The sequence below is a fragment of the Bradyrhizobium neotropicale genome (genome assembly GCF_001641695.1).
In the GTDB taxonomy this organism is placed as follows: Bacteria; Pseudomonadota; Alphaproteobacteria; order Rhizobiales; family Xanthobacteraceae; genus Bradyrhizobium; species Bradyrhizobium neotropicale.
The window spans coordinates 102,991-125,500 of record NZ_LSEF01000034.1 but is presented as its reverse complement, the minus strand read 5'-3'; the positions used below and the strand labels follow the sequence as shown (position 1 = coordinate 125,500).

Below are 22,510 nucleotides of genomic sequence, written 5' to 3'. Positions count from 1 at the left end.
AGAAATCGTAGGGTGGGCAAAGGCGCTCTTGCGCCGTGCCCACCATTTCCGCTCGGAGTGGTGGGCACGCTTCGCTTTGCCCACCCTACGAACTCAGCGCGCGAAACACCTACCCCTTCTCCACCCCGCACCATTCCGCGATGAACAGCGCCATCGCCTTGGTCGCCTTCTTCAGCGACTCCAGGTCGACATATTCGTTGAAGCCGTGCATCTCGCCGCCGCTCGCGCCGAAGCAGAGGCTTGGGATGCCGTGGTTGAGGCCGTAGAAGCGGATATCGGTGAGCGCGGTGAAAACGAGATCCTCGACCGCGCCGCCATAGGCCTTGTCGAAGGCCTTGGCGAAGGCGGCTTCCGGAGCGGCGGCGTCGGTCAGCTCATAGCCTTCCGACAAAAAGCCCGACCATTCGACCTCAGGCGGATTGTTGACGAGGAAGCGATGGTTGCGCGCCGCGGCGGCGACGCAGGCCAGAATCTCCTTCTGATGATCGGCGATCGACCAGCCCGGCAGCACCGCGATGCGGCAATCGACGTCGCACCAGGCCGGCACGCTGGACGCCCAGTCACCGCCCTTGATGATGCCGGGGTTGAAGTTGATGGGATGATTCAGCGTCTTGAAATGGCGGTCGGCCTTGGCGCGCTCGTTCCACTCGATCTCGAGCTTTTGCAGCGCCTGGATCAGATGATAGGCCGCCATGATCGCGTTGGCGCCGGAGCCGGCAAAGGCGACATGGGTCGGATGGCCTTTCACGCGCAGGCGGAACCAGATCACGCCGACCTGCGAGCGCACCATCTTGCCGCCGGTCGGCTCCGGAATGAAGCAGGCATCGGCGCGATAGCCGCGCTGAAGCGTCGAGAGCGCACCGACGCCGGTGCTCTCCTCTTCGATCACTGACTGGAAGTGGATCCGCGCCGTCGGCCGGAGACCAGCGGCCTTGATCGCGTCCAGCGCATAGAGCGCGCCGATGGTGCCGGACTTCATGTCGCAGGCGCCGCGGCCGAACATCTTGCCGTCCTTGATCACCGGCGAGAATGGCGGGGTATCCCACAGCTCCAGCGGACCGGCAGGCACCACGTCGCAGTGCCCCTGCAGGATCAGCGATTTGCCGGCCTCGATCCTGGGACGATAGGTGCCGACCACCGTGCGCGCCCTGGAGAAATCATGCTCGATCGGCCCAAAGCCGCGCAGGTCCTTCAAATCGTCGACATCGATGTGCCAGTCGTCGACCTCGTAGCCGCGCGCGCGCAGGAGGTCGCCGATCATGTCCTGGCACGGACCCTCGGCACCGCGGGTCGAGGGGATCGCGACGAAATCGCGTGTGGTCGCAAGCTGGGTGTCGAAGCCGGCGTCGACGGCGTCGACAATCCTCTGCTGCGTTTCGGCATTCATCAGGCAACTCCAGGCATTCAAGAGGTCCAAGGAGCGCGCAAGCTAGCCGATTTCAGCCGGTCGGGTACTGCTTAAAATAGGCACCCCGCAATGCATCTTCGAGCAACCGGCCTTCGGTATAGCCATTCAGCGTCGCAGGCCGCGTCACGCCGTCGAGCAGACGCGCGCACGGCTCCGGCGCGCCGAGCACCGTGCGCACCGGAATGCGCTCGGCATAGATCGGCAACGCGTAGTCCTCCTCGTCGTCGGCGACACCCTTGGCGCGGATTTTCGCCGACGCCTCCTCGATCTCCATCGCGATGAAGGAGGTCGCCTTGATCTCCTGCGTGTTGCTCTGGCGCAAGCTTGCCGTGCGATCCGGGAAGAAGCGGTCGACCATGGCGACCAGCGCACGCTGCTTCTCCTCGGGATCGGTGACGAGATAGGCGATGCCGAAGGCCATCACGGCACGGTAGTCGGCGGAGTGGTTGAAGCCGCAGCGCGCCAGCACGAGGCTGTCGAGATGGGCCACCGTCACGCACACGCGCTCGCCCTTCGACTGGTTGCGCAGCATGCGGCTGGCGCTTGAGCCGTGCCAATAGAGCTTCGTCCCCTCGCGCCAGAAGAAGGTCGGCGTGCAATAGGGCTGGCCGTCGATCGCATAGGAGACGTGACAGAGCATCGAGGAGTCCAGGATGCGGTGAACGGTGGCGTGATCGTAGAAGCCGCGGTCGTGACGGCGCTTAACCTGATTGCGCGCTGACGTCGGATAGGAACTTTGAGTATCGCTTTGGCTCACGGTCGCTCCTGTCGGGACTGGAAGAATTCCAGAACAGTTGTAGCGGTGGATTTGGTCTGCGATAGTGCCAATTCCATGCAAAAAATTCCGACCAATTTGGCACCCTCGCCGGCCAAGTCCGAGCTGCCGCTCGACCTCACCGGCCCGCACATCACGGCCGGCGCCTCCGCGGCGCAGCGGCTCTACCAGGCGCTGTGCGAGACGATCGTGAGCGGGCTGGTGAAGCCCGGCGAGCCGTTGCCGCCATCGCGCACGCTCGCAAAGCAGACGGGATTTCGACGCAACGCGGTGGTCATCGCCTATGAACGCCTCATCGCCGACGGCTTCGCCGAAGCGACCGTCGGCTCCGGCACCTTCGTCGCCGCGCGCATTCCGGCACGCGCGGCCGGGCCAACCAAGCCGAAAGCCGCGGTCGAGGCGCCGCGTCAGGGCGCGTTCTCGCTCGGGTGCACCCATATCGACGAGCGCGCGGTGCAGCGCTTCCGCGCCTTCGTGGGGCGGCGCATGCGTGCCTTCGGTGCCGAGCATCTCCATTATGGCGATCCGCGCGGCAGCCGCGAGCTGCGCGCCGCAATCGCCGATCACCTGTTGTCGGCGCGCGGCCTGCGTTGCGATCCCGACCAGATCATGCTCACGTCGGGAACGTTACACGCGTTACGCATCGTCCTCGGCGCGATCCTCAAACCGAACGATCAGGTCTGGTGCGAGGATCCCGGCTATCCCGCCGCCGGCAGGACAATTGCCCATTGTGGCTATCGCACGGTGTCTGTTCCCGTCGACGAGCATGGCATGCGCATCGCCAAGGGCCGCACCGCGGCACCTTCCGCGCGCGCGGCCTATGTGACACCGTCGCATCAATTTCCGCTGGGCGTGCAGATGTCGATGCCGCGGCGGCTCGAGCTTTTGGACTGGGCGAAGACGGCCGGCGCCTTCGTGTTCGAGGACGATTACGACAGCGAGTTCCGCTACGACGGCGCGCCGCTTATGTCGCTCGCCGGCATCGATCGTCTCCAGCGCGTGATCTACATGGGCACCTTTGCAAAAACCCTGTTTCCTGGCCTGCGCATCGGCTATTGCGCGCTGCCCGAGCGCCTCATCATTGACGTCACGGCCGCGCGCGCCGCACTCGACCGCTTTCCCGGCACGCTGATGGAAGGCGCGGTCGCCGACATGCTCCATTCCGGCGCCTTCGCTGCAAATCTGAAGCGCGTGCGAAAACTCTATCGCGAGGCGCGCGATGCGCTGGCGACGACGCTCGAAGCCGCGTCCGACGGGATACTCTCGGTGCCGGTGCCGTCGCAGGGCCTGCATCTGGTCGCGCGGTTCGATGCATCGATCGATCTTGCGGTCGCGGCCCAGGCGAAACAAGCCGCCGGTGCGGAGGGTTGGCTGTTGGCCGACACCTATATGCGCGCGCGTCCTCTGCCCGGCTTCGTGCTGGGATTTTCGGGGCATGCGATTCCGCAACTCGTCGCATCCGCAGAGCTGCTGGCACGCGCGTCGCGCGCGGCCTTGCGCGCCAAAAGCAAGCCGGCCCGCCGGGCGTGACGAAGGTTCACTATCAGAATCGCGCGCAGCTCCCTAGATTGCGCCATCGATGCCGGGACCTCTCATCATGCTGCTGCGCCGCGCGACCTGCCTTTCGCTCCTGATCTCGATCGCGCTCGCCACCACGGCCCGCGCGGGCACCGTCGGCCGCGAACAGGACATCGTCGACCTCAAGCTTGGTCAGCGTGTGCTCGTGGATGACGGAACCTGCCCCGCCGGACAAGTCAAGGAAGTGCGCGGCGCGAAGATGACCGACCAAGGGGTCTCGCGGACGAGTGCCTGCGTGCCGCGTTTCGGTCCGAAATCGAAGTGACGGACTAAAAGCCCTACTTCGCCGGTTCGAACATGCACTGCAAGGTCGGCTTGGCGATCTTGGTGAAGGTCGGACCGATCTCGCTCTGCTTGGATGCCGGGACCCAGTCGGTCTCGATCGTCGGCACGCCGGTCTCGCTGATGCCGCGCAGCAATGCTTCGCGCAGGTCACGGTCCTCGACGACCGCCGCGGCATGATCATGCAGGCAGCCGCAAACCTCCTCCGGATGCTCCCAGCGGCCGAGCATGTGCGGCGCGCATAGCCGCACGAACTCGCCGCGGGGATCCGGCAATCTATTCGGAGAGCGCACCTGCGCCTGGGCAGAACTGATTGCTGCGAGGGAAATGAATGCTGCGGCGCAAAGACGGAAGTGCATGATGGCGGTGCCGGCTGGTTTTCTTTGCCTTGCGATCAGAAGCGCGCAGCGACCACGATCGGCTGCGGCGCCGGGGCAACCGGCGAGCCGCTGTACTCGAAGGTGCCAACGCCCGGCAGGCTGCCATCGGCCGAACCCGCCACCGAGGAGCCAACGAGCACGAGGCCGAAAGCAAGGATGAAGCTGAGCGCGCGCATTGACTGTCTCCAGGATCTGTTCGGCCGGCGGTGCGCCGTTTTCGTTGCGGAACCTGATAACCATGCGTCGTTTCGTCCGTGATGCGCCAAAAGCGCAAAATGGTTTCGTGTTCGTGCGAATTGTTTCGTCGGACGCGAGGCGACGAAACAATTCTCGGAAAACACCAATCATTTCAGACGGGTCGCGCAGCAGTTTCACCTTGTCCGGCAAGCGGCCATGCGCCCGGGCGTTCACCTGAGGGATGGCCATCATGATGGCGACAGATCGCGCAGCGTCGCGCGACTCGGACCAGTGGACGGACTGCGCCAATCAACGACCCGACCACGGCCGCACCGCCTCGTCGGGCGCCAATTCTTCCGGCACGATGGCGCAGCAATCCAGCCCCGGCTGCGAGGCCGCGCCGCCGACATTCGTGCGGCTGACCGGCTCGCATCTCGTCAAGCCGCGCGCGCCGCGTCAGGATTAAAGACGCCGTCACTGGGTGAAGAAGTCGCCGCACTTCTCGATGTTCGTATCAGACGTCCCCCACGGCATGATCGGCACCGTCGAGGTCGAGTTCTTCGGTGAGCCCTCGATCAGCTTGTCGGAATAGACCATGTAGACGAGCACGTTGCGCTTGACGTCGCAGCCGCGCACGATCTGCATCTTCTTGAAGAAGAGCGAGCGGCGCCGGCGGAACATGTCATCGCCCTGCTCGAGCTTGTTCTTGAACTTGATGGGGCCAACCTGGCGGCAGGCCAGCGAGACGTCAGAGACCTCTTCGGCCAGCCCCAGCCAACCCTTGAAGCCGCCCTTCTCCGGCACGGTAAAATGACAGGCCACGCCTTCCACCTCGGGGTCGTCCAACCCGTAGGTCGCGAGCTTGTCATTCGGGCTGACCCATTTGAACACGGTGGAGCGGCGGAAGATCAGATCCGGCTCGTCGGCAGCCAAGGCGGAGGTCGCGGGCACGATCAGCAGCAGGAGGGATAAAGCGAAGTCTTTCAAGCGGATGCCGAAAAGACCGGGGAAACGGGATGACATGAAGTACTCCGGTAGCAGTCCCCGCAATGTAGGCATGGGACAGCCGATCAGGAAGTCGGCCGCAGGCCAGGGACGGCCACCGTTTACCGGTCTGTGAGGCTTTTTTGCTACGGCTTGGACAAAACTAGCCTGCCGCACAACCGCCGTGCTGGTGAACGCATATTCCCTCTGGGAGACTAAAGAGTGATTTGGAATTGTGGATTCGAGGATGAATAGCGTGAAGGGGTCCAGTTCTATCGCCGCATCGGCGCGGTTCTGGCACGTCGCCGTTTTGACGGCGGCGGGTGCGATCGGTACGACAACCCAAGCGGAAGCAGCGTTTTATTATTGGACGGATTATTCCGACGGCTCCTATTTCACCCGGCAGGAGCGCCATCCGGAAATGCTGCGGCCGAAGCCGCAGAAGCGCAGCGCGACCGGCAAGAAGAAAGACGTCGTCGTCGAGAAGGAAAGCGGAGCCAAGCCGCAAGGACCGCTCGTCATCGTTGTCTCGATCGACCGGCAGAAGGTGACGATCTACGACTCCAAGGGGGTGTTCGCGGAATCCCCTGTGTCGACCGGCATGAAAGGCCATTCCACGCCGATGGGCGTGTTCAGCGTCATCCAGAAGCACAAATTCCACCACTCCAACATCTATAGCAACGCGCCGATGCCGTACATGCAGCGGATCACCTGGTCCGGCGTCGCCATGCATGCCGGCGTGCTGCCAGGCTATCCGGCCTCGCACGGCTGCATCCGCATGCCGATGGCGTTTGCAGTGAAGATGTGGAACTGGACCAAGATGGGCGCGCGCGTGATCGTCACGCCCGGCCAGATGACGCCACAAAGCTTTTCGCATCCGCTCCTCGCCTCCGTGCGCGTGCCGCCGCAACCCGCGGCCAGCCTCGAGCCGCAGACCAATGGCGGCGACAAGGCGGATAAGGGTGCCGCGGAGACCAAGGCCGCGGAGGCGACCGTTGGCGAGGCGAAGCCCACCGAGACCAAGACGGCCAGCGCGGATGCCGTCCCCGAGCTGCGCTCGACGGTCGGCCACGCCGTGATGTCGGACGCGACCGGAGCCGCCTCACCGGCCGACAAGGCCGAAGCAACTGAGACCAAGACTGCCGAGGCGTCCGAACCGGCGAAGCCGCAACCCGAGCAGGCTGCCAAGCCGGCCGAGGTGACGAACGTGGAGGCAAAGCCTGCCGCCAGTGCCGATGCTTCCAAGGACGCACCGAAGGCCGAAGCCAGNCGCCGAGAAGATTGAGGCCGCCAAGCCTGAGACTGTCAGGTCTGAGGCAGCGAAGCCTGAACCGGCCAAGACCGAAGCAGCCAAGAACGAGGCCGCCGAGGCCGCGAATAAACCCGACACGACGGTAACGGCGCCCGCGCAGGCCACTTCGCCGGAAGCGAAGAAGGACCAGACCCGCGTCGCCGATCCCGCGCCCGCCGCAAAGCAGGAGCCGCCGAAGCGCGCCGGTCAGATTGCGGTGTTCATCAGCCGCAAGGATGGGAAGATCTATGTGCGGCAGAATTTTTCCCCGCTGTTCGAGACGCCCGCCACCATCACGGCGAGTGATCGGCCGCTCGGCACGCATGTCTTCACCGCCGAGGTGGACAAGACCGACACCAATGCGCTGCATTGGTCGGTCGTGTCGCTGCCCGTCTCCGTTCGCGCCGCCGCACGCGATGATGACAACCACATCACGCGCCGCCAGCGTAACGCCGCCGTGGTCCCCGTTGCCGCAAAACCGGTGATCATGCCGGACAGTCCGGCCGAAGCGCTCGATCGAATCTCGATCTCTGCCGACACCATGGCGAAGATCAACGAGATGATGACCAGCGGTGGCTCGATCATCGTCTCCGACCAAGGCATCAACCAGGGCGAGACCGGCGAAGGGACCGACTTCATCGTGCGCCTGTATTGAGCGCTTTGCCGCTTAAGATAACGCGGTGTTGAGCAGGCCGGTGGCGCCGGCGGCGTAACATGCATCCCCGGATCATCTCGGGGGACGCTGCCATGCTGAACCGCAGGACCATGCTGACCACGGCGCTCGCGGCGTCGGCCGCCTCCGCAACGCGCGCGCTGGCCGATGGCGGCATGAGCCGAATATCGGCCTACGCCTTCTCCTTCCCGGCGCTTTCGGGTGACGACATCCGCCTCGCCGCGTTCACCGGCCGGCCGCTGCTGATCGTCAACACTGCCTCGCTCTGCGGCTACACTCCGCAATATGCTGGGCTGCAGGAGCTCTGGAGCGAGTTTCGCCAGCGCGGGCTGACCATCATCGGCGTGCCCTCCAACGATTTCGGTGGCCAGGAGCCCGGCGGCACGAGCGAGATTTCGGAGACCGCACACCACCAATACGGCGTTACCTTCCCCATTACAGCCAAGGCCGTCGTGATCGGACCGGCAGCGCATCCCTTCTACAAGTGGGCCGCGGAGACGCGGCCGAAAGAGGTTCCGCGCTGGAACTTCCACAAATACCTGATCGGCCGCGACGGCTATATCGCCGAAGTGTTTGCGTCCGCGGTCGAACCGACCGACACACGGGTGAAAACAGCTGTCGCCAAGGCGCTGGCAGACAGCTGATGCGCGGCGACCCAAGACGGTTGGGCACAATTATGGCGAAGCGCCAAACAGCCGTTGCAATGGCGATGGCGCACCATCTAGGCTAGGATCATATGGGGCAGGATGGGTTTTGCCGGGGGCGAAAAGCCACGGCGGAACAACGGGATCAATCTCGAGGACAACACCATGCGTGTGGCGGCAGGACTGATTTTGGCAAGCGCGATGTCTGTTGCGATGGCAGGCGCAGCATGGTCACAAACCCCGGCAGCGAAGCCTGCGGCCGCGACGCAAGCCGCGCCGGCTGCGGCGGCACCGGCGGCCGCTCCCGCTGCAGCAGCCGCGCAGCCCGCGCTGGCCAATCCGCCTGCGCCGAAACAGGCGGCGCAGCCGGCGCGCGCCGCTTGCAACAATCCGGACGCACTGGGCGTTGCCCGCACCGTCGAGATCGACACCACCGGTGGTCCCGGCTTCGGCTTCGAGCACTTCAAGGAGCTCGACTTCCTGCGCGACCACGAGGTCGTCCTGACCTTCGACGACGGTCCCTGGCCGCACAACACGCCGGCGGTGCTGAAGGCGCTCGCCGATCAGTGCACCACCGGCATCTTCTTTCCGATCGGCAAGCACTCGACCTATGAGCCGGAGATCCTGAAGCAGGTCTACGCCGCCGGCCACACCATCGGCGCGCACACCTGGTCGCATGCCAATCTCAACAACAAGAAGCTCACCGAGCAGCAGAAGAAGGACGAGATCGAGAAGGGATTCAGCGCGGTGAAATGGGCGCTCGGCGGCATCGCGCCCTCGCCGTTCTTCCGCTTCCCGGCGCTCCAGCATCCGCCCGAGATGGTCACCTATCTCGGCAACCGCAACGTCGCGATCTTCTCCTGTGACCTAGACTCCTTCGACTTCAAGGCCTCCAAGCCCGAGAAGGTGATCGAGACCGTGATGAAGAAGCTCGACAAGCTGGGCAAGGGCATCATCCTGATGCACGACTTCCAGAAGCACACCGCCGAGGCCCTGCCCGAGCTCTTGAACCGCCTCAAGGCCGGCGGCTTCAAGGTGGTGGCGATGCGCGCGAAGGCGCCGGTCTCAACGCTGCCCGAATACGACCAGGAGCTGCTCAAGGACGTCAAGCTGCCCACGGTGAGCCAGCGCCCGGTCAACAGCGTGGTGACGACCGTTTCCGAATAGCCGTCCCCCTTTGTCTCTCCGCTTCGAAGGCTACGTCATCGTCTCCGCGGACGGCATGCTCGCCGACGCGGGTCATGTCATGCCCGACAGCCTGAAGTTCGACGGCGACAAGCTGTTCTTCGAGCAGGCGCTCGATCGCGCCGCGCTGATCGTGCACGGCCGGCACTCGCATGAGCAGCAGCCGAACTCGCCCAAGCGCAAGCGGCTGGTCCTGACCCGCAGGATCAGGGCCCTTACCGTCGATCCGGAGCTGCCGAACACAACGTTGTGGAATCCGGAGCATGCGAGCTTCGAGGAGGCCTGCGTCTTCGCCGACGTCACCTCCGGCACGGTCGCGATCATCGGCGGTCCCGTCGTATTCGACATGTTCATGGACCGCTACGACACGTTCTGGCTGTCGGAAGCGCCACGCGTGCGGCTAGCCGGCGGCGAAGGCTGCTTCGTGGGCGTGCCGGAACGGACGCCGCATCAGGTGCTTGCCGCGCACGGGATGAAGCCGGGCGCACCGTTCGTGCTGGATGCGGCGAATGACGTGACGGTTACGCCGTGGCGGCCAGCGGGAGACTCCAACTAAATCTCGAAGAACAACCCCATGCACAGTACCGGTGTCTTGATACCCGCGTACAACGCGTACGTTTGTCACGCAAAGCTAACGACGCCCTTGACGGCCTAAGAGCGTGCGATGTTCGAGAGCTCGTACTTCTCGAGTTCAGCGCGCACGTCCTTGAGGACGCTTAACCAATCGCCGGGCTGAGGTTGCCGGAACTGCCGCAGCGTCGGATACCAGGGGCTGTCGTCGCGGTTCAGCAACCAGCGCCAGCACCGGTCGAAGCGATTGAGCAGCCAGACAGGGCAGCCAAGCGCTCCTGCAAGATGCACCACCGCGGTATCGACACTGATGACCAGATCGAGCGCCTCGATCAGCGCGGCCGTTTCACCGAAGTCGTGGAGGTCATCGGTCCAATCGTGCAATGACAGACCGGGCGGCGGCGATTGGCTGGTCGCCGGTCCTTTCTGCAATGAGACGAAACTCACCCCCGGCAGGTCCGCCAGCTCTGAAAATCGCTCAAGCGGAATGGATCGCCGCCGGTCGCCGCTCATCGCCTGATTGCCTGCCCAGACGAGGCCGACCCGCGGGCCATTGAGTTGCCGGACCCGCTGGCGCCAGGCCGCCACGCGTTGCGGATCGGCCCGGAGATAGGATGCCTGTTGCGGGATGGTTTCGAGGGTGGTGCCAAGGACCCGCGGCAGACTCAACAGCGGGCAATACAGATCGAATGACGGCAGCGGATCGCCAAGGGCGACGATGCCCTCGATTCCCGGCAGCCCCGCCAGGAGCGGCACCAGCGGCCGCTGAACCTCGAGAACGACCCGCCGCCCCGCCGCAATTGCCGGCACGAAACGGCAAAACTGAAGCGTGTCGCCCAGGCCCTGCTCCGCATGAACCAGCAGGACCCGATCACCAATATCCCCTCCGCTCCAGAGAGGCTGGCGGAAGCCGCGAAGCTGCGACTTTTTCCTATCCTGCTTCCACCGCCACTCATATTCCCGCCATCCTTCGTCGAACTGGCCTGCCAGCAACAGCGCGACCCCAAGGTTGAAATGCGCGTCGGGATAGTCCGGCTTTTGCGCCACCGCCATCCGCAAACTCCGAATGGCATCATCAGGCCGCCCAAGATCGACCAGCAAGGTGCCGAGATTATTGAGCGCCTTGGGCCAAGCCGGATTGTGATCGAGAGCCGCCCGATAGCAAGACTCCGCTTCGTGGAAACGGCCGGACTCGCGAAGGGCGTTGCCCAAGGTCAGTTGCGCCTGCACATCGTCCGGCTTCAGACGCAAAGCTTCCCTGCAGCATGCTTCCGCCTCTTCCGGCCGCCCCCGGAGGCGCAGCAAGTCACTGAGATTGTTCAAGGCCTCGGGGAAACATGAATTGAGTTTGCAGGCTTCGCGAAGATTGACCTCCGCTTCGTCGAGGCGGCCCAATTTGATGAGAAGACCGCCAAGATTACAATAGGCCTCCGCATATGTCGGATCGAGACGCAGGGCCTCACGATAGCAACGCTCGCATTCCTCGAAAGCGGTCAGATCGAATAGCACTGCCCCAAGGTGCAAATGGGCCGCCGCGAAATTCGGCCTATGCTGCAGCACCTGCCGAAACTCGCTGATCGCATCATCGAAATGTTTCCGCCCCACCAGCAGATTGGCGAGTTTGAAACGGGCATCGACGTGGTCGGGAGCGTATCGCAGCGCGAACCGGTAGTGGGCCTCCTCACCCGCGACGTCCCCACACTCACCCAGCAGGATACCAAGCTGAATGTGCACATCCAGATTGTCGGGCTTGTGCAGCAGCGCTTCCCGATAGCTCGCGACGGCCTCGCCCCTTCGTCCGAGGCCGTGCAGAGCGGCAGCCATGCTGCTGTGATAGAAGCTGTTGCGAGGTTGGAGCTTGACGGCACGGATGAAGAGATCGAGCGCCCTGTCGTGGTGACCAACCTGGAGCGACGCAATCCCCAGAAGGAAGATACTTTCCGCATGATCCGGCTCGGATGCCAGTATCTGCCGATAGATCGCCTCCGCTTGCGGCAAGCGGCCTGCGCGATGGTGTGCGAGACCGGCCTCTAATGAGACAGAACCCGAGGACTCTTCAGCGTACATTACGATGGACCCATCATCGATGCGAACGCGTAAGGTGCGAGACGATGCCCCTTCTTGCGTTTGCCGCTCATGCAGACTCTCTGAAGCGGCCTGCCCCCCGGCGGACTAGACAGCCAGACAAGCCGCTTGAACGCCGAGCGACTCTCGAACTTGCCTCATGCCTCGTCTCGATCACTCTGCAGCAACGACCTTGCGCGAAGCTGGACACACCGCGAACGTCGACGCGGCAACAGTCGCCAACCCGAGATTTCGGCTTCGATTGCTTTGGATGCCAGCCAGGCTGACGGGGCGTGAGACGTCAGCTACACGTCGCCGTAGGCCGCCTCGACCGGGCGCGTGGCGCGGCCGTAGCCGATGATCATGAACAGAGCGCCGATGATCGACAGGTTCTTCAGCGCGTCGACCAGCATCTTGGCGTTGTCGGGCGGCGCCTGATTCCAGAAATCGTAGAACAGCAGGGTTGCGACCGCGACGTAGATGATCAGCAGCATCGCGAAGAATCGCGCGCCAAAGTTCAGCGCGATCATCAGGCCCGCGATGATCTCGAGCGCGCCGACCGCGATCGCCAGCAGTTGCGGCGTGGTCATCGCGGTTGCCGTCTCGACCTGCTTTGCGTACGGCGCGATCACCTCGGGCACCACGACCTTGGTGGCGATGAAATCGGCCGTCGCCTGGATCGCGAACAATTTTGTCGCGCCCGTGTAGATGAACAGCACGGCGAACAGGATCCGCCCGAAAGTCACGAACGCTGGCATGGTCGGCCTCTTGGCAAACTCTAGAGCACGGGACGCTTGAGGTGATTATGAAGAGTCCGCCTGAGGTTTTCAAACGGGGAAATTGCGAAACTGTTTTGAAAAGATCGAGCGACCGAGGCTCCGGGCGTGTGCTCCCTCTCCCCGTTCTTACGGGAGAGGGTTGGGGTGATGGGCTCCCCGATTACGGTAACAGTTGAAATCGCGGAAGCTCCCCCTCACCCGAATTCGAGCTGCGCTCGAATTCGACCTCTCCCCGCAAGCGGGGCGAGGTGAAGGAACAGCGCCCTACGTGAACAAGCTCGGCTGCTGCCGCGCCGCACGCTCCTGGGCTTCCACCACGGCGACCGCGGTCATGTTGAGAATGCCGCGCGCGGTGACCGAGGGGGTCAGGATGTGGGCGGGGCGTGCCGGGCCGATCAGGATCGGGCCGACGGGGAGCGCGTCCGCCAGCGACTTGATCATCTGATAGGCGACGTTGGCAGTGTCGAGGCTCGGCATGATCAAGATGTTGGCCTCGCCCTCGAGCTTCGAGTGCGGCAGCACCATTCTGCGCGCCGCGGCCGAGAGCGCGGTGTCGCCCTGCATCTCGCCATCGGCTTCGATCTCCGGATGCTTCTCCCTCAGGAGCTGGGTGGCGTAGCGCATCTTGCGCGAGGACTCGGTGTCGTAGCCGCCAAAATCGGAGTGCGACACGAACGCGATCTTCGGCTTGATGTTGAAGCGCTGGACGTGGACCGCCGCGAGCGAGGCGATCTCGGCGAGCTCTTCCGCACTCGGATTGGGCCGCACCTGGGTGTCGGCAATGAAGAAGGCCCCCTTGCTGGTGATCAGCAGCGCCAGCGCGGCGTAGTCGCTGATCCCCGGCGAGAATCCGACGATCTCGCGGACATGACGCAGATGGCTCATGTAGCGGCCCTCGACGCCGCAGAGCATGGCGTCCGCCTCCCCGCGTGTCACCGCGAGCGCCGCGATCACCGTGTTGTTGGTGCGCACCACCGTGCGTGCCGCATCCGGCGTCACACCCCGGCGGCCGGCAACCTCGACATAGGACTGCACGTAGGAGCGGTAACGCGGATCGTCCTCGGGATTGACGAGGTCGAAGTCCTTGCCCGCCCGGATCGACAGGCCGAAGCGCTTGATGCGCGCCTCGACCACCGAGGGACGCCCGACCAGGATCGGCCGCGCCAGCTTCTCCTCCAGCACGACTTGGGTCGCGCGAAGTACGCGCTCGTCCTCCCCTTCGGCATAGATCACGCGGACCGGCTGGGTCTTGGCCTTCGCGAACATCGGCTTCATGACGAGGCCGGAGCGGAAGGCGAAGCGTTCGAGCAGCGCGCGATATTCGTCGAAATTGGTAATGGGACGCGTCGCGACGCCGGACTCCATCGCCGCCTTCGCCACCGCCGGCGCGATGCGCAAGATAAGCCGGGGATCAAACGGGCTCGGGATCAGCGAGCCGGGGCCGAAGCCGCCCGCCTCGCCGGTGTCGAGGCTGCCCTGGGAGACGGCATCGGACGGCGCCTCGCGCGCGAGCTGCGCGATGGCCTCGACCGCGGCGTGCTTCATCTCCTCATTGATCGCGGTGGCGCCGACGTCGAGCGCGCCGCGGAAGATGAAGGGAAAGCACAGGACGTTGTTGACCTGGTTCGGATAGTCGGAGCGCCCGGTGCAGATCATGGCGTCGGGACGGGCTTTGCGCGCCTCCTCCGGCATGATCTCCGGCGTCGGGTTCGCGAGCGCCATGATCAAGGGCTTGTCGCCCATCGCCTTGGCCATCTCGGGCTTGAGCACGCCCGGTGCCGAGAGGCCGATGAAGATGTCGGCGCCGTCGATCACGTCGGCAAGCGTGCGCTTGTCGGTCTTCTGCGCGTAGACCGCCTTCCAGCGGTCCATCGAGGTGTTGCGGCCCTCATGCACGAGCCCGTCGATGTCGCAGACCCAGATGTTCTTGCGCTGCGCGCCCATCGACACCAGCAGATTGAGCGTGGCGATCGCCGCGGCCCCTGCCCCGGACGCCACGATCTTGACGTCGGACAACTTCTTGCCGTTCAGCCTGAGCCCGTTGACGATGGCGGCGGCGACGATGATCGCGGTGCCGTGCTGGTCGTCATGGAACACCGGGATCTTCATGCGCTCCTTCAGCCGCGCCTCGATCTCGAAGCACTCCGGCCCGCGGATGTCCTCGAGATTGATGCCGCCGAAGGTCGGCTCCAGCGCCGCGACGGTCTCGACGACGCGATCGATGGTGTCGGCGGCGATCTCGATATCGAAGACGTCGATGCCGGCGAACTTCTTGAACAGGACCGCCTTGCCCTCCATCACCGGCTTCGAGGCCAGCGGGCCGATATTGCCGAGGCCCAGCACCGCGGTGCCGTTCGAGACCACGGCGACCAAGTTGGCGCGGGTCGTGAGCGAGGCGGCTTCGGCCGGGTTCTTGGCGATCTCGGTACAGGCGGCGGCAACGCCTGGAGAATAGGCAAGCGCGAGATCGCGCTGGTTGGCGAGCGGCTTGCTCGCCTGGATCTCGAGCTTTCCGGGGCGCGGCAGACGGTGATAGGCCAGTGCCGCCGAATGGAGATCTTCAGAATAAGACGACATGCGGTGTCTCGCCTCGCGTTATGCGGCCTCAAAGATGCATTGTCCTGACCCGTTCGCCGCGGTGCACACGGTATTCCGGCCCATGGAAACCGGGATGAAGCACGGTCGGCGCCCCGGTGGCAACATCCGATTGCAAGCCCATCAACAGGCCGCCCAGTCAAATATTTGAAAACCATAGCTTTCCCTGGACCGGCCAAGGTTTCGCGAATATGGCAGCTTGCGCGGTGCAAAATGAGCAACTGGAGCTGAGGAATGAAGAGGATCCTGATCGGCCTGATCGCAGTGGCGGTGCTGGCCGCAGGCGGATGGCTCGGCTTCAACCTCTACGCCAAACATCGCGCCACCGCCGAGGTCGAGGCCGCGTTCGACCAGATCCGCGCCGGCGGCGGCAAGGCGAGCTACGGCAAGGTGACCTTCGACGTGATGAGCCGGACGCTGACGATCGAGGACATCGCAGTCGAGCCCGCCCAGCAGCCGCAGGCCCGTGTCAGGATCGCAAACCTCAAGGGCACGGGAGTCCGCCAGGTCGACGAGACGCGTTTCTCGGCAGACAATATCGAGCTCGCCGGCCTGGACGTCACGCTGGAGCAGGTCGGACCGCCGGTGAAAGCCGCCTACAAGATTCCGCAGGTCACGATCCGGGATTATTCCGGCCCGATCCGCGCCCAGAGCGCGCCGACGTCGAGCTCCCTCATCGACATCTGCCGGTTTGTGCTCGATCAATATGCGACCGTCACGGCATCTTCGGTCGTAGCCCCAACCCTCACCGTCTCATTCGATGCCGGCAGCAACGCCGGCGGCAACGGCGACATCGTCTATTCGGGGCTCGCAATCCAGAAGCTCGCCCGGGGCAAGGTCGATGCGATGAAGGCGGACCGGGCCACCTTCACGATCAACGTGCCGCAGCCTGGCAAGCAGGACAAGGTGACCGGCGAACTCTCCAATCTCGTGGTCAATGATTTCGATGCGACCGCGATCGCCGCCACGCTCGATCCGCAGAAGACCAATGACGACAGCTACCACCGCGTCTACCGGCAAATCGCCGCCGGTCCCTATGTGCTGACATCGGCACAGGGCGTGCGGATCGAGGTCGATGGCGTCACTTTCGACGAGATTGCGGTGCAGCCGTCAAAATTCCGGCCAGCCGAGATTCTGGCGCTGATGCCGGCGGACCGGTCGGTTCTCCCGACACCGGCGCAGTCGCGCGAGATGATGGAGAAGCTCGCCGGGCTCTATGAGGGTCTTCGCGTCGGCAAGATCGAGGTCGGCAGGACGTCGATGGGAACGCCGCAAGGGACGGCCAGAATCAATGCGGTCCGCTACCAGCAAGGCGAATTCGCAATCGAAGGCCTCGATGCGCCGTCCCCGAAGGGCCAGTTCAAGATGGACCGCTTCGCTCTCAAATCCTTCAGCGCGGCGAACCTGATGCGTTGGGCGGCGGGCCTGACCAACCCTGGGCAGACGCCGTCGCCGGATCAGATGCTCGGCCTGTTCCGGGTGCTCGAAGGCGCCGAGATCAAGGGCGTGGTGTCGCCCTACGGGAATGCGAAGCAATCGGTGACCATCGATACGATCAGCCTGAACTGGGGCCAGCTGGTCGGATCGATCCCGAGCAAAGCCAATCTGGTCGTGAAGATGGTTGCCCCGACCGATCCGGCCAATCCGGCGCAGATGCCGCTGACCATGGCCGGCATCGACAAGCTCGCGATCGATCTCGATCTCGGCGCCGCTTGGACCGAGTCGTCCGGCTCCTTTGCGCTCGCGCCTGCGACCATCGATCTTGGCAACCTCGCCAAGGCGCAGGCCCGCGTCGCACTCGCCAACGTGCCGCGTGGCGTGTTCACGTCCGATCCGGCGCAGGCCATGGCGGAGGCAGGGAAGATCGAGGCCGGCACGGTGGAGCTCAGCCTGCACGACAATGGCGTCGTCGACCTCGCGATCGCGCAGTTCGCGCGCATGCAGAATGTCGGCCGCGACGGCGCACGACAGGCGATCATCGACGGCATCAAGGCCCAGCGCGAACAATTCGCCGACGCCAATCCCGACGCAGGTGCAGCGGTGGATGCGATCGCGAGCTTCGTTGCGACACCCGGCCAGACGCTCGCCCTCAAGCTGACGCCGCTCGGCAAGGTGCCGCTGGTTCAGCTCATGGATCTCCTCAACACCGAACCGATCATCGCGCTGGCGCAATTTAGGATCGAGGCCTCGACGGGTTTGTAAGCACGGCTGCTGAGCCGATTTCCATCTCGTGTCCCGGACGCGGCGCGGCGTGAAATGACGCGACGCAGAGCCGGGACCCAGAAAGGTCACCGTACGCTGAGACGTGGGCCCCGGCTCTGCAGCGCACCGCTAAAGAGCGCTGCGCTGCGTCCGGGGCACGAGATCCAACAATGCTCTCCCCGCGCGCGGGGAGAGGCGAAACAACATCACTTCTGCGGCAGGTTGACCCGGATGTGCAGCTCGCGGAGCTGCTTGGTGGTGGCTTCCGAGGGCGCACCCATCAGGAGGTCCATGGCCTGCTGGTTCATCGGGAACAGCGAGATCTCGCGCAGGTTCGTGGTACCGCACAGCAGCATCACGATGCGGTCGACGCCCGCCGCCATTCCGCCATGCGGCGGCGCGCCGTACTGGAAGGCGCGGTACATGCCGCCGAAGCGATCGACCACTTCCTGCTCGCCATAGCCGGCGATCTCGAACGCCTTCACCATCGCTTCCGGCACGTGGTTGCGAATGCCGCCCGATGCGATCTCGTAGCCGTTGCAGGTGATGTCGTACTGGAACGCCTTGATGGTCAGCGGATCCTGTCCCTTCAACGCCTCCAGGCCGCCCTGCGGCATCGAGAACGGGTTGTGGGAGAAGTCGACCTTCTTGTCGTCCTCGTTGTACTCGTACATCGGGAAGTCGACGATCCAGGCGAGTTCGAACCGCTCCTTGTCGGTGAGGTTCAACTCCTCGCCGACCTTGTTGCGGGCAAGGCCAGAGAACTTCCAGAACTTGTCGGGATCACCGGCGACGAAGAAGGCGGCATCGCCCTCCTTCACGCCGAGCTGCGCGCGGATCGCTGCCGTGCGCTCCGGCCCGATGTTGTTCGCGAGGGGACCTGCGCCCTCGCCGCCCTCGCGCCACATGATGTAGCCGAGGCCCGGCTGGCCCTCGCCCTGCGCCCACGAATTCATGCGGTCGCAGAACGCACGCGAGCCGCCGCCCGGTGCCGGGATCGCCCAGACCTGGTTCTTGGGGTCCTCGAGCATGCGCGCGAACACCTTGAAGCCGGAGCCGCGGAAGTGCTCGGAGACTTCCTGCATCTCGATCGGGTTGCGCAGGTCCGGCTTGTCGCTGCCGTATTTGCGCAAGGCTTCCGCGAACGGAATGCGGCGCCAGCCCTTCGTTACCGGCTTGCCCTTGGCGAACTCCTCGAACACGCCGGTGATCACCGGCTCCATCGCCGCGAAGACGTCGTCCTGGGTGACGAAGCTCATCTCGACGTCGAGCTGATAGAACTCGCCGGGCAGACGGTCGGCGCGCGGGTCCTCGTCGCGGAAGCAGGGCGCGATCTGGAAGTAGCGATCGAAGCCGCTCATCATGAGCAGCTGCTTGTACTGCTGCGGCGCCTGCGGCAGCGCGTAGAACTTGCCGGGATGGATGCGCGAGGGCACCAGGAAGTCGCGCGCGCCCTCCGGCGAGGACGCGGTCAGGATCGGGGTGTTGAACTCGAAGAAGCCCTGGTCCTTCATGCGCCGGCGCATGGAGTCGATGATCGCGACGCGCGTCATGATGTTCTGGTGCAGCTTCTCGCGACGCAAATCGAGGAAGCGGTACTTGAGGCGGATGTCCTCGGGGTATTCCTGGTCGCCGAACACCGGCAGCGGCAGGTCGCCGGCAGGTCCCAGCACCTCGATCTCGCTGACATAGACCTCGACCTTGCCGGTCGGCAGGTCGTCATTGTCGGTGCCTTCGGGGCGACGGCGGGCCTTGCCGTCCATCCGCACCACGAATTCCGAGCGCAGCTTTTCGGCGAGCGAGAACGCAGGCGAGTCCGGGTCGACCACACACTGGGTCAGGCCGTAATGGTCGCGCAGGTCGATGAACAGCACGCCGCCATGGTCGCGAACGCGATGGACCCAGCCTGAGAGGCGGACCGTCTCGCCGATGTTGCTGTCGCGGAGCGCGCCGCATGTATGTGACCGGTAGCGATGCATGGTCGTCCCAAAATCAATGTCGGAGGATCGAATCGGACGGCCAAAAGGCCGGTCCGAAGTTGCGGCAGGGTTTACCCGACGAGGCCGGGGGCGGCAACCAAGGGAACGGCTTGTTTTGGGCCCGGAACGCCCATTTTTGTCCCCTCAGAGCCCAAGCCTTTGCCGATCGGCGTTGTCAGCCTATCTTTAGCGCCATGACGGTTCATTTCCCCTTCCAGAACTCCTATTCGGCCTTGCCGGACACGTTCTTTGCCCGGGTCGCGCCGACCCCGGTCGCCGCACCCCGGCTGATCAAGCTGAACCGGCCCCTGGCGGTCCAGCTCGGGCTCGATCCCGATGTCCTTGAGACCGCTGAAGGCGTGGAAATCCTGGCCGGGAAAACGGTTCCAGCCGGCGCCGACCCGATCGCCATGGCCTATGCTGGCCACCAGTTCGGGCAATTCGTGCCCCAGCTCGGCGACGGCCGGGCGATCCTGCTCGGCGAGGTCATCGACAGGGACGGCGTCCGCCGCGACATCCAGCTCAAGGGAAGCGGCCCCACCCCCTTCTCCCGTCGCGGCGATGGCCGCGCCGCACTCGGGCCGGTGCTGCGCGAATACATCGTGAGCGAAGCGATGTTCGCGCTGGGCATTCCGACCACGCGATCGCTCGCCGCCGTCGTGACCGGTGAGCATGTGCTCCGCGAGACCGCGCTGCCTGGCGCGGTACTGACCCGCGTCGCCTCCAGCCACATCCGCGTCGGCACCTTCCAGTATTTTGCCGTGCGCCGCGACACCGACGCGATCCGCCGGCTCGCCGACCACGTCATCGCCCGCCATTACCCGGAGCTGTCGGGCACCGAGCAAGCCTATCACGCGCTGCTCGCCGGCGTCGTCGCGCGCCAGGCCGATCTCGTCGCGCGCTGGCTGCTGGTCGGCTTCATCCACGGCGTGATGAACACCGACAACACCTCGATCTCCGGCGAGACCATCGACTACGGCCCCTGCGCCTTCATGGATGCCTACGATCCCGCGCAGGTGTTTTCCTCGATCGACGAGATGGGCCGCTACGCCTATGCCAACCAGCCGCGCATCGCGCTGTGGAATCTGACCCGGCTCGCCGAATGCCTCTTGCCGCTGTTCTCCAATGACCAGGAGAAGGCCATTGAGGAAGCGCAGGACATTCTCGGCGCGTTCCCCGACATCTTCAGCCAAGCCTATCAGGCTGGCCTGCGCAGGAAGGTCGGTCTGTTCACGGAGCGTGACGGCGACGAGGCCCTGATCCAGGACCTGCTCGACGCCATGGCGAAGAACCAGGCCGACTTCACCCTCACCTTCCGCAGGCTCGGCGATGCCGCAGGCAATGAGGACCGCGCTAGCGACGTCCGCGCTCAGTTCATGGATCCCTCGGCTTTCGACGAGTGGGCGAAGCGCTGGCGCGAACGCACCGGCTTGGAGCCGCAGTCCGCGGCCGAGCGGCAAGCCGATATGCACGCGGTCAACCCCGCCTTCATCCCGCGCAATCACCGCGTCGAGGCGGTGATCCAGGCCGCTGTCAACAACGACGATTACGCGCCGTTCGAGGAGCTGGTGAAGGTGCTGGCCAAGCCGTACGACGACCAGCCCGAGTACGCCGCCTACGCCGACCCGCCGCTGCCGGATCAGCGCGTGTTGCGGACGTTCTGCGGGACGTGAGGCGCGTCGATCTTCGTAGGGTGGATTAGCCGAAGGCGTAATCCACCATCGGCTCATTCCCGCTCTCCAAAGTCGCCGACGACATTGGAATCGCCGCCCCAATCCTCGGGAAACAAACCGGCGCGGACGTCGCGATGAAACGACGAGTACGGCCAGTCGCACACCCTTGAGACATGCCCATGCTTGACGGGATTGTAATAGCAATACGCGACGTGGCGCGCGTAGTCGGCCTCGTCGCGAATAAGATGTTCCCAAAACCGGCGTTGCCAGATGCTGCGTTCGTTCCGCGCGGCGCGGACCGCGCTCAACCGCTCGGTCGATGGCAGCGCTTTGGCGAAGCGGGTCTTGATGAGCCGCCAGCGCATCGAAAAACCGGAATCGCCTGGCGGCAATGTCCAGACTGCGTGCAGATGCTCGGGCAGAACTACAAACGCATTGATGGCGAACGGATAGCTCTGGCGAGTTGCGGCCACCGCCTTTCGCAAGATTCCGATCTGGTCAATCAAAAGAGCCTTACGCCGATCGAGTAGATTCACCGTGAAGAACCAGCATCCTCCGGGAACGAATGCGCGGCGGTAGTCGGACATCCTCGTCGGATATCACAACCTGAGATTGGTTCACAGTGGTGGATTACGCCTCCGGCTAATCCACCCTACACTGGTGCGGACCGAGCCATCCCACGCACCTTCCGGGTGGCAAGATCGGTTGATCCATCCAGCAGTTGCGGTGCAATGCGGTAGGCGTGGAACCGCTGTCATCAAACTGATACACTCGCGCTCTAACGGGCTGGCAGGCCGTCTTGCCGGAGGCGACCGTCCTCCCAAAATCCAGACAAGCGCGCCATGCCCTTCAAATTCATCCACATCACCGACACGCACATCGCTGGCCCCGGGCTGAAGCTCTATGGGCTCGATCCGCGCGCCCGGCTGGATGCCGCCATCGCCGACATCAACAAGCACCAGCTAGATGCCGCATTTGCGGTCGTGACCGGCGATCTCACCCATTGGGGCGAACCGGAGGCCTACGCTGATTTCGCCGCGGCGATGGCCGCGCTCAAGATGCCCTACATCGCCATGGTGGGTAATCACGACCGCCGCGTCGCCTGTCTCGACGGCCTCAAAGCCGCGCCGCGCGATCCCAACGGCTTCGTGCAGGGCACGCGGACCACCGAGCACGGCCTGTTCGTCTTCCTCGACACGCTGGACGAGACCAGCCACGCCGGCGAGATGTGCGCAAAGCGTTTCGAATGGCTCGCGAACACGCTTGCCGCG

General features: G+C 64.4%; 18 protein-coding genes and 3 pseudogenes. 11 read left to right on the top strand and 10 right to left on the bottom strand.

The annotated features are described in order from the left end of the window. Positions 1-109 precede the first annotated feature (109 nt). Together AXW67_RS09915 and AXW67_RS09910 are read right to left on the bottom strand one after the other, a co-directional pair. Complete coding sequence (locus AXW67_RS09915; protein WP_063677737.1) at positions 110-1,387, bottom strand: ArgE/DapE family deacylase; 1,278 nt, start codon at positions 1,385-1,387, stop codon at positions 110-112. Positions 1,388-1,439: 52 nt separating this feature from the next. Beyond that, positions 1,440-2,165 carry a pyridoxamine 5'-phosphate oxidase family protein gene (locus tag AXW67_RS09910; protein WP_063677736.1) on the bottom strand — a complete coding sequence of 242 codons (726 nt, stop codon included), beginning with the start codon at positions 2,163-2,165 and terminating at the stop codon, positions 1,440-1,442. 75 nt (positions 2,166-2,240) lie between these two features. Between AXW67_RS09910 and pdxR the strand changes: the two genes are divergently transcribed. Both pdxR and AXW67_RS09900 read left to right on the top strand, forming a co-directional pair. After that, on the top strand, positions 2,241-3,713 hold the full coding sequence (pdxR, locus tag AXW67_RS09905; RefSeq protein WP_063677735.1) for a MocR-like pyridoxine biosynthesis transcription factor PdxR: 1,473 nt from the start codon (positions 2,241-2,243) through the stop codon (positions 3,711-3,713). Between the two features lie 67 nt (positions 3,714-3,780). Further along, positions 3,781-4,026, top strand: a complete 246-nt coding sequence (locus AXW67_RS09900) for a DUF6719 family protein (RefSeq protein ID WP_063677734.1) — start codon at positions 3,781-3,783, stop codon at positions 4,024-4,026. A gap of 13 nt (positions 4,027-4,039) precedes the next feature. Here the strand turns inward: AXW67_RS09900 and AXW67_RS09895 are convergent, their stop codons facing one another. Next, complete coding sequence (locus AXW67_RS09895) at positions 4,040-4,402, bottom strand: hypothetical protein (protein ID WP_063677733.1); 363 nt, start codon at positions 4,400-4,402, stop codon at positions 4,040-4,042. Positions 4,403-4,437: 35 nt separating this feature from the next. Next, the gene (locus tag AXW67_RS43890) at positions 4,438-4,599 is read right to left on the bottom strand and encodes a hypothetical protein (protein WP_201723657.1); all 162 of its coding nucleotides are present in this window, start codon (positions 4,597-4,599) and stop codon (positions 4,438-4,440) included. A 251-nt stretch (positions 4,600-4,850) separates the two neighbouring features. Here AXW67_RS43890 and AXW67_RS09890 point away from each other — a divergent pair, with 251 nt between their 5' ends. Next, positions 4,851-5,066 carry a hypothetical protein gene (locus AXW67_RS09890; protein WP_063677784.1) on the top strand — a complete coding sequence of 72 codons (216 nt, stop codon included), beginning with the start codon at positions 4,851-4,853 and terminating at the stop codon, positions 5,064-5,066. Between the two features lie 8 nt (positions 5,067-5,074). On the opposite strand, the gene AXW67_RS09885 is transcribed toward AXW67_RS09890, so the two are convergent. Next, positions 5,075-5,623, bottom strand: a complete 549-nt coding sequence (locus AXW67_RS09885; protein ID WP_063677732.1) for a CreA family protein — start codon at positions 5,621-5,623, stop codon at positions 5,075-5,077. A gap of 208 nt (positions 5,624-5,831) precedes the next feature. On the opposite strand from AXW67_RS09885, the pseudogene AXW67_RS43885 reads away from it, so the two are divergent. From AXW67_RS43885 to AXW67_RS09865, 5 genes and pseudogenes are all read left to right on the top strand, one after another. Next, a pseudogene (locus AXW67_RS43885) lies at positions 5,832-6,853 on the top strand (L,D-transpeptidase family protein); the annotation flags it as partial. 1 nt (position 6,854) lies between these two features. Next, positions 6,855-7,530 (top strand): annotated as a pseudogene (locus AXW67_RS43880) (L,D-transpeptidase); the annotation flags it as partial. Between the two features lie 92 nt (positions 7,531-7,622). Then, positions 7,623-8,192 carry a glutathione peroxidase gene (locus tag AXW67_RS09875; protein ID WP_063677731.1) on the top strand — a complete coding sequence of 190 codons (570 nt, stop codon included), beginning with the start codon at positions 7,623-7,625 and terminating at the stop codon, positions 8,190-8,192. A 165-nt stretch (positions 8,193-8,357) separates the two neighbouring features. Further along, on the top strand, positions 8,358-9,359 hold the full coding sequence (locus tag AXW67_RS09870; RefSeq protein ID WP_063677783.1) for a polysaccharide deacetylase family protein: 1,002 nt from the start codon (positions 8,358-8,360) through the stop codon (positions 9,357-9,359). A gap of 10 nt (positions 9,360-9,369) precedes the next feature. Beyond that, positions 9,370-9,933, top strand: coding sequence for a dihydrofolate reductase family protein (locus AXW67_RS09865; protein ID WP_063677730.1), 564 nt, complete (start codon positions 9,370-9,372; stop codon positions 9,931-9,933). Between the two features lie 95 nt (positions 9,934-10,028). Here AXW67_RS09865 and AXW67_RS09860 read toward each other — a convergent pair whose 3' ends face one another. The 3 genes from AXW67_RS09860 to AXW67_RS09845 form a co-directional block, all read right to left on the bottom strand. Further along, positions 10,029-12,014 carry a tetratricopeptide repeat protein gene (locus AXW67_RS09860; RefSeq protein WP_082907849.1) on the bottom strand — a complete coding sequence of 662 codons (1,986 nt, stop codon included), beginning with the start codon at positions 12,012-12,014 and terminating at the stop codon, positions 10,029-10,031. A gap of 302 nt (positions 12,015-12,316) precedes the next feature. Beyond that, positions 12,317-12,769 (bottom strand): DoxX family protein, encoded by a 453-nt coding sequence (locus tag AXW67_RS09850; protein WP_027551394.1) that lies wholly within the window; start codon positions 12,767-12,769, stop codon positions 12,317-12,319. A 285-nt stretch (positions 12,770-13,054) separates the two neighbouring features. Continuing rightward, a complete protein-coding gene (locus AXW67_RS09845; RefSeq protein WP_027551395.1) occupies positions 13,055-15,367 on the bottom strand; it encodes an NADP-dependent malic enzyme in 2,313 nt (770 codons plus the stop codon). A 252-nt stretch (positions 15,368-15,619) separates the two neighbouring features. Here AXW67_RS09845 and AXW67_RS09840 point away from each other — a divergent pair, with 252 nt between their 5' ends. Next, positions 15,620-17,587 carry a hypothetical protein gene (locus tag AXW67_RS09840; RefSeq protein WP_063677727.1) on the top strand — a complete coding sequence of 656 codons (1,968 nt, stop codon included), beginning with the start codon at positions 15,620-15,622 and terminating at the stop codon, positions 17,585-17,587. A gap of 206 nt (positions 17,588-17,793) precedes the next feature. Here the strand turns inward: AXW67_RS09840 and aspS are convergent, their stop codons facing one another. Beyond that, positions 17,794-19,566, bottom strand: coding sequence for an aspartate--tRNA ligase (aspS, locus tag AXW67_RS09835; protein WP_063677726.1), 1,773 nt, complete (start codon positions 19,564-19,566; stop codon positions 17,794-17,796). 194 nt (positions 19,567-19,760) lie between these two features. On the opposite strand from aspS, the gene AXW67_RS09830 reads away from it, so the two are divergent. After that, on the top strand, positions 19,761-21,239 hold the full coding sequence (locus AXW67_RS09830) for a protein adenylyltransferase SelO (RefSeq protein WP_063677725.1): 1,479 nt from the start codon (positions 19,761-19,763) through the stop codon (positions 21,237-21,239). A gap of 53 nt (positions 21,240-21,292) precedes the next feature. On the opposite strand, the gene AXW67_RS09825 is transcribed toward AXW67_RS09830, so the two are convergent. Beyond that, positions 21,293-21,826 (bottom strand): REP-associated tyrosine transposase, encoded by a 534-nt coding sequence (locus AXW67_RS09825; RefSeq protein ID WP_063677724.1) that lies wholly within the window; start codon positions 21,824-21,826, stop codon positions 21,293-21,295. Positions 21,827-22,081: 255 nt separating this feature from the next. Here AXW67_RS09825 and AXW67_RS43875 point away from each other — a divergent pair. Next, positions 22,082-22,510 (top strand): annotated as a pseudogene (locus tag AXW67_RS43875) (metallophosphoesterase); the annotation flags it as partial.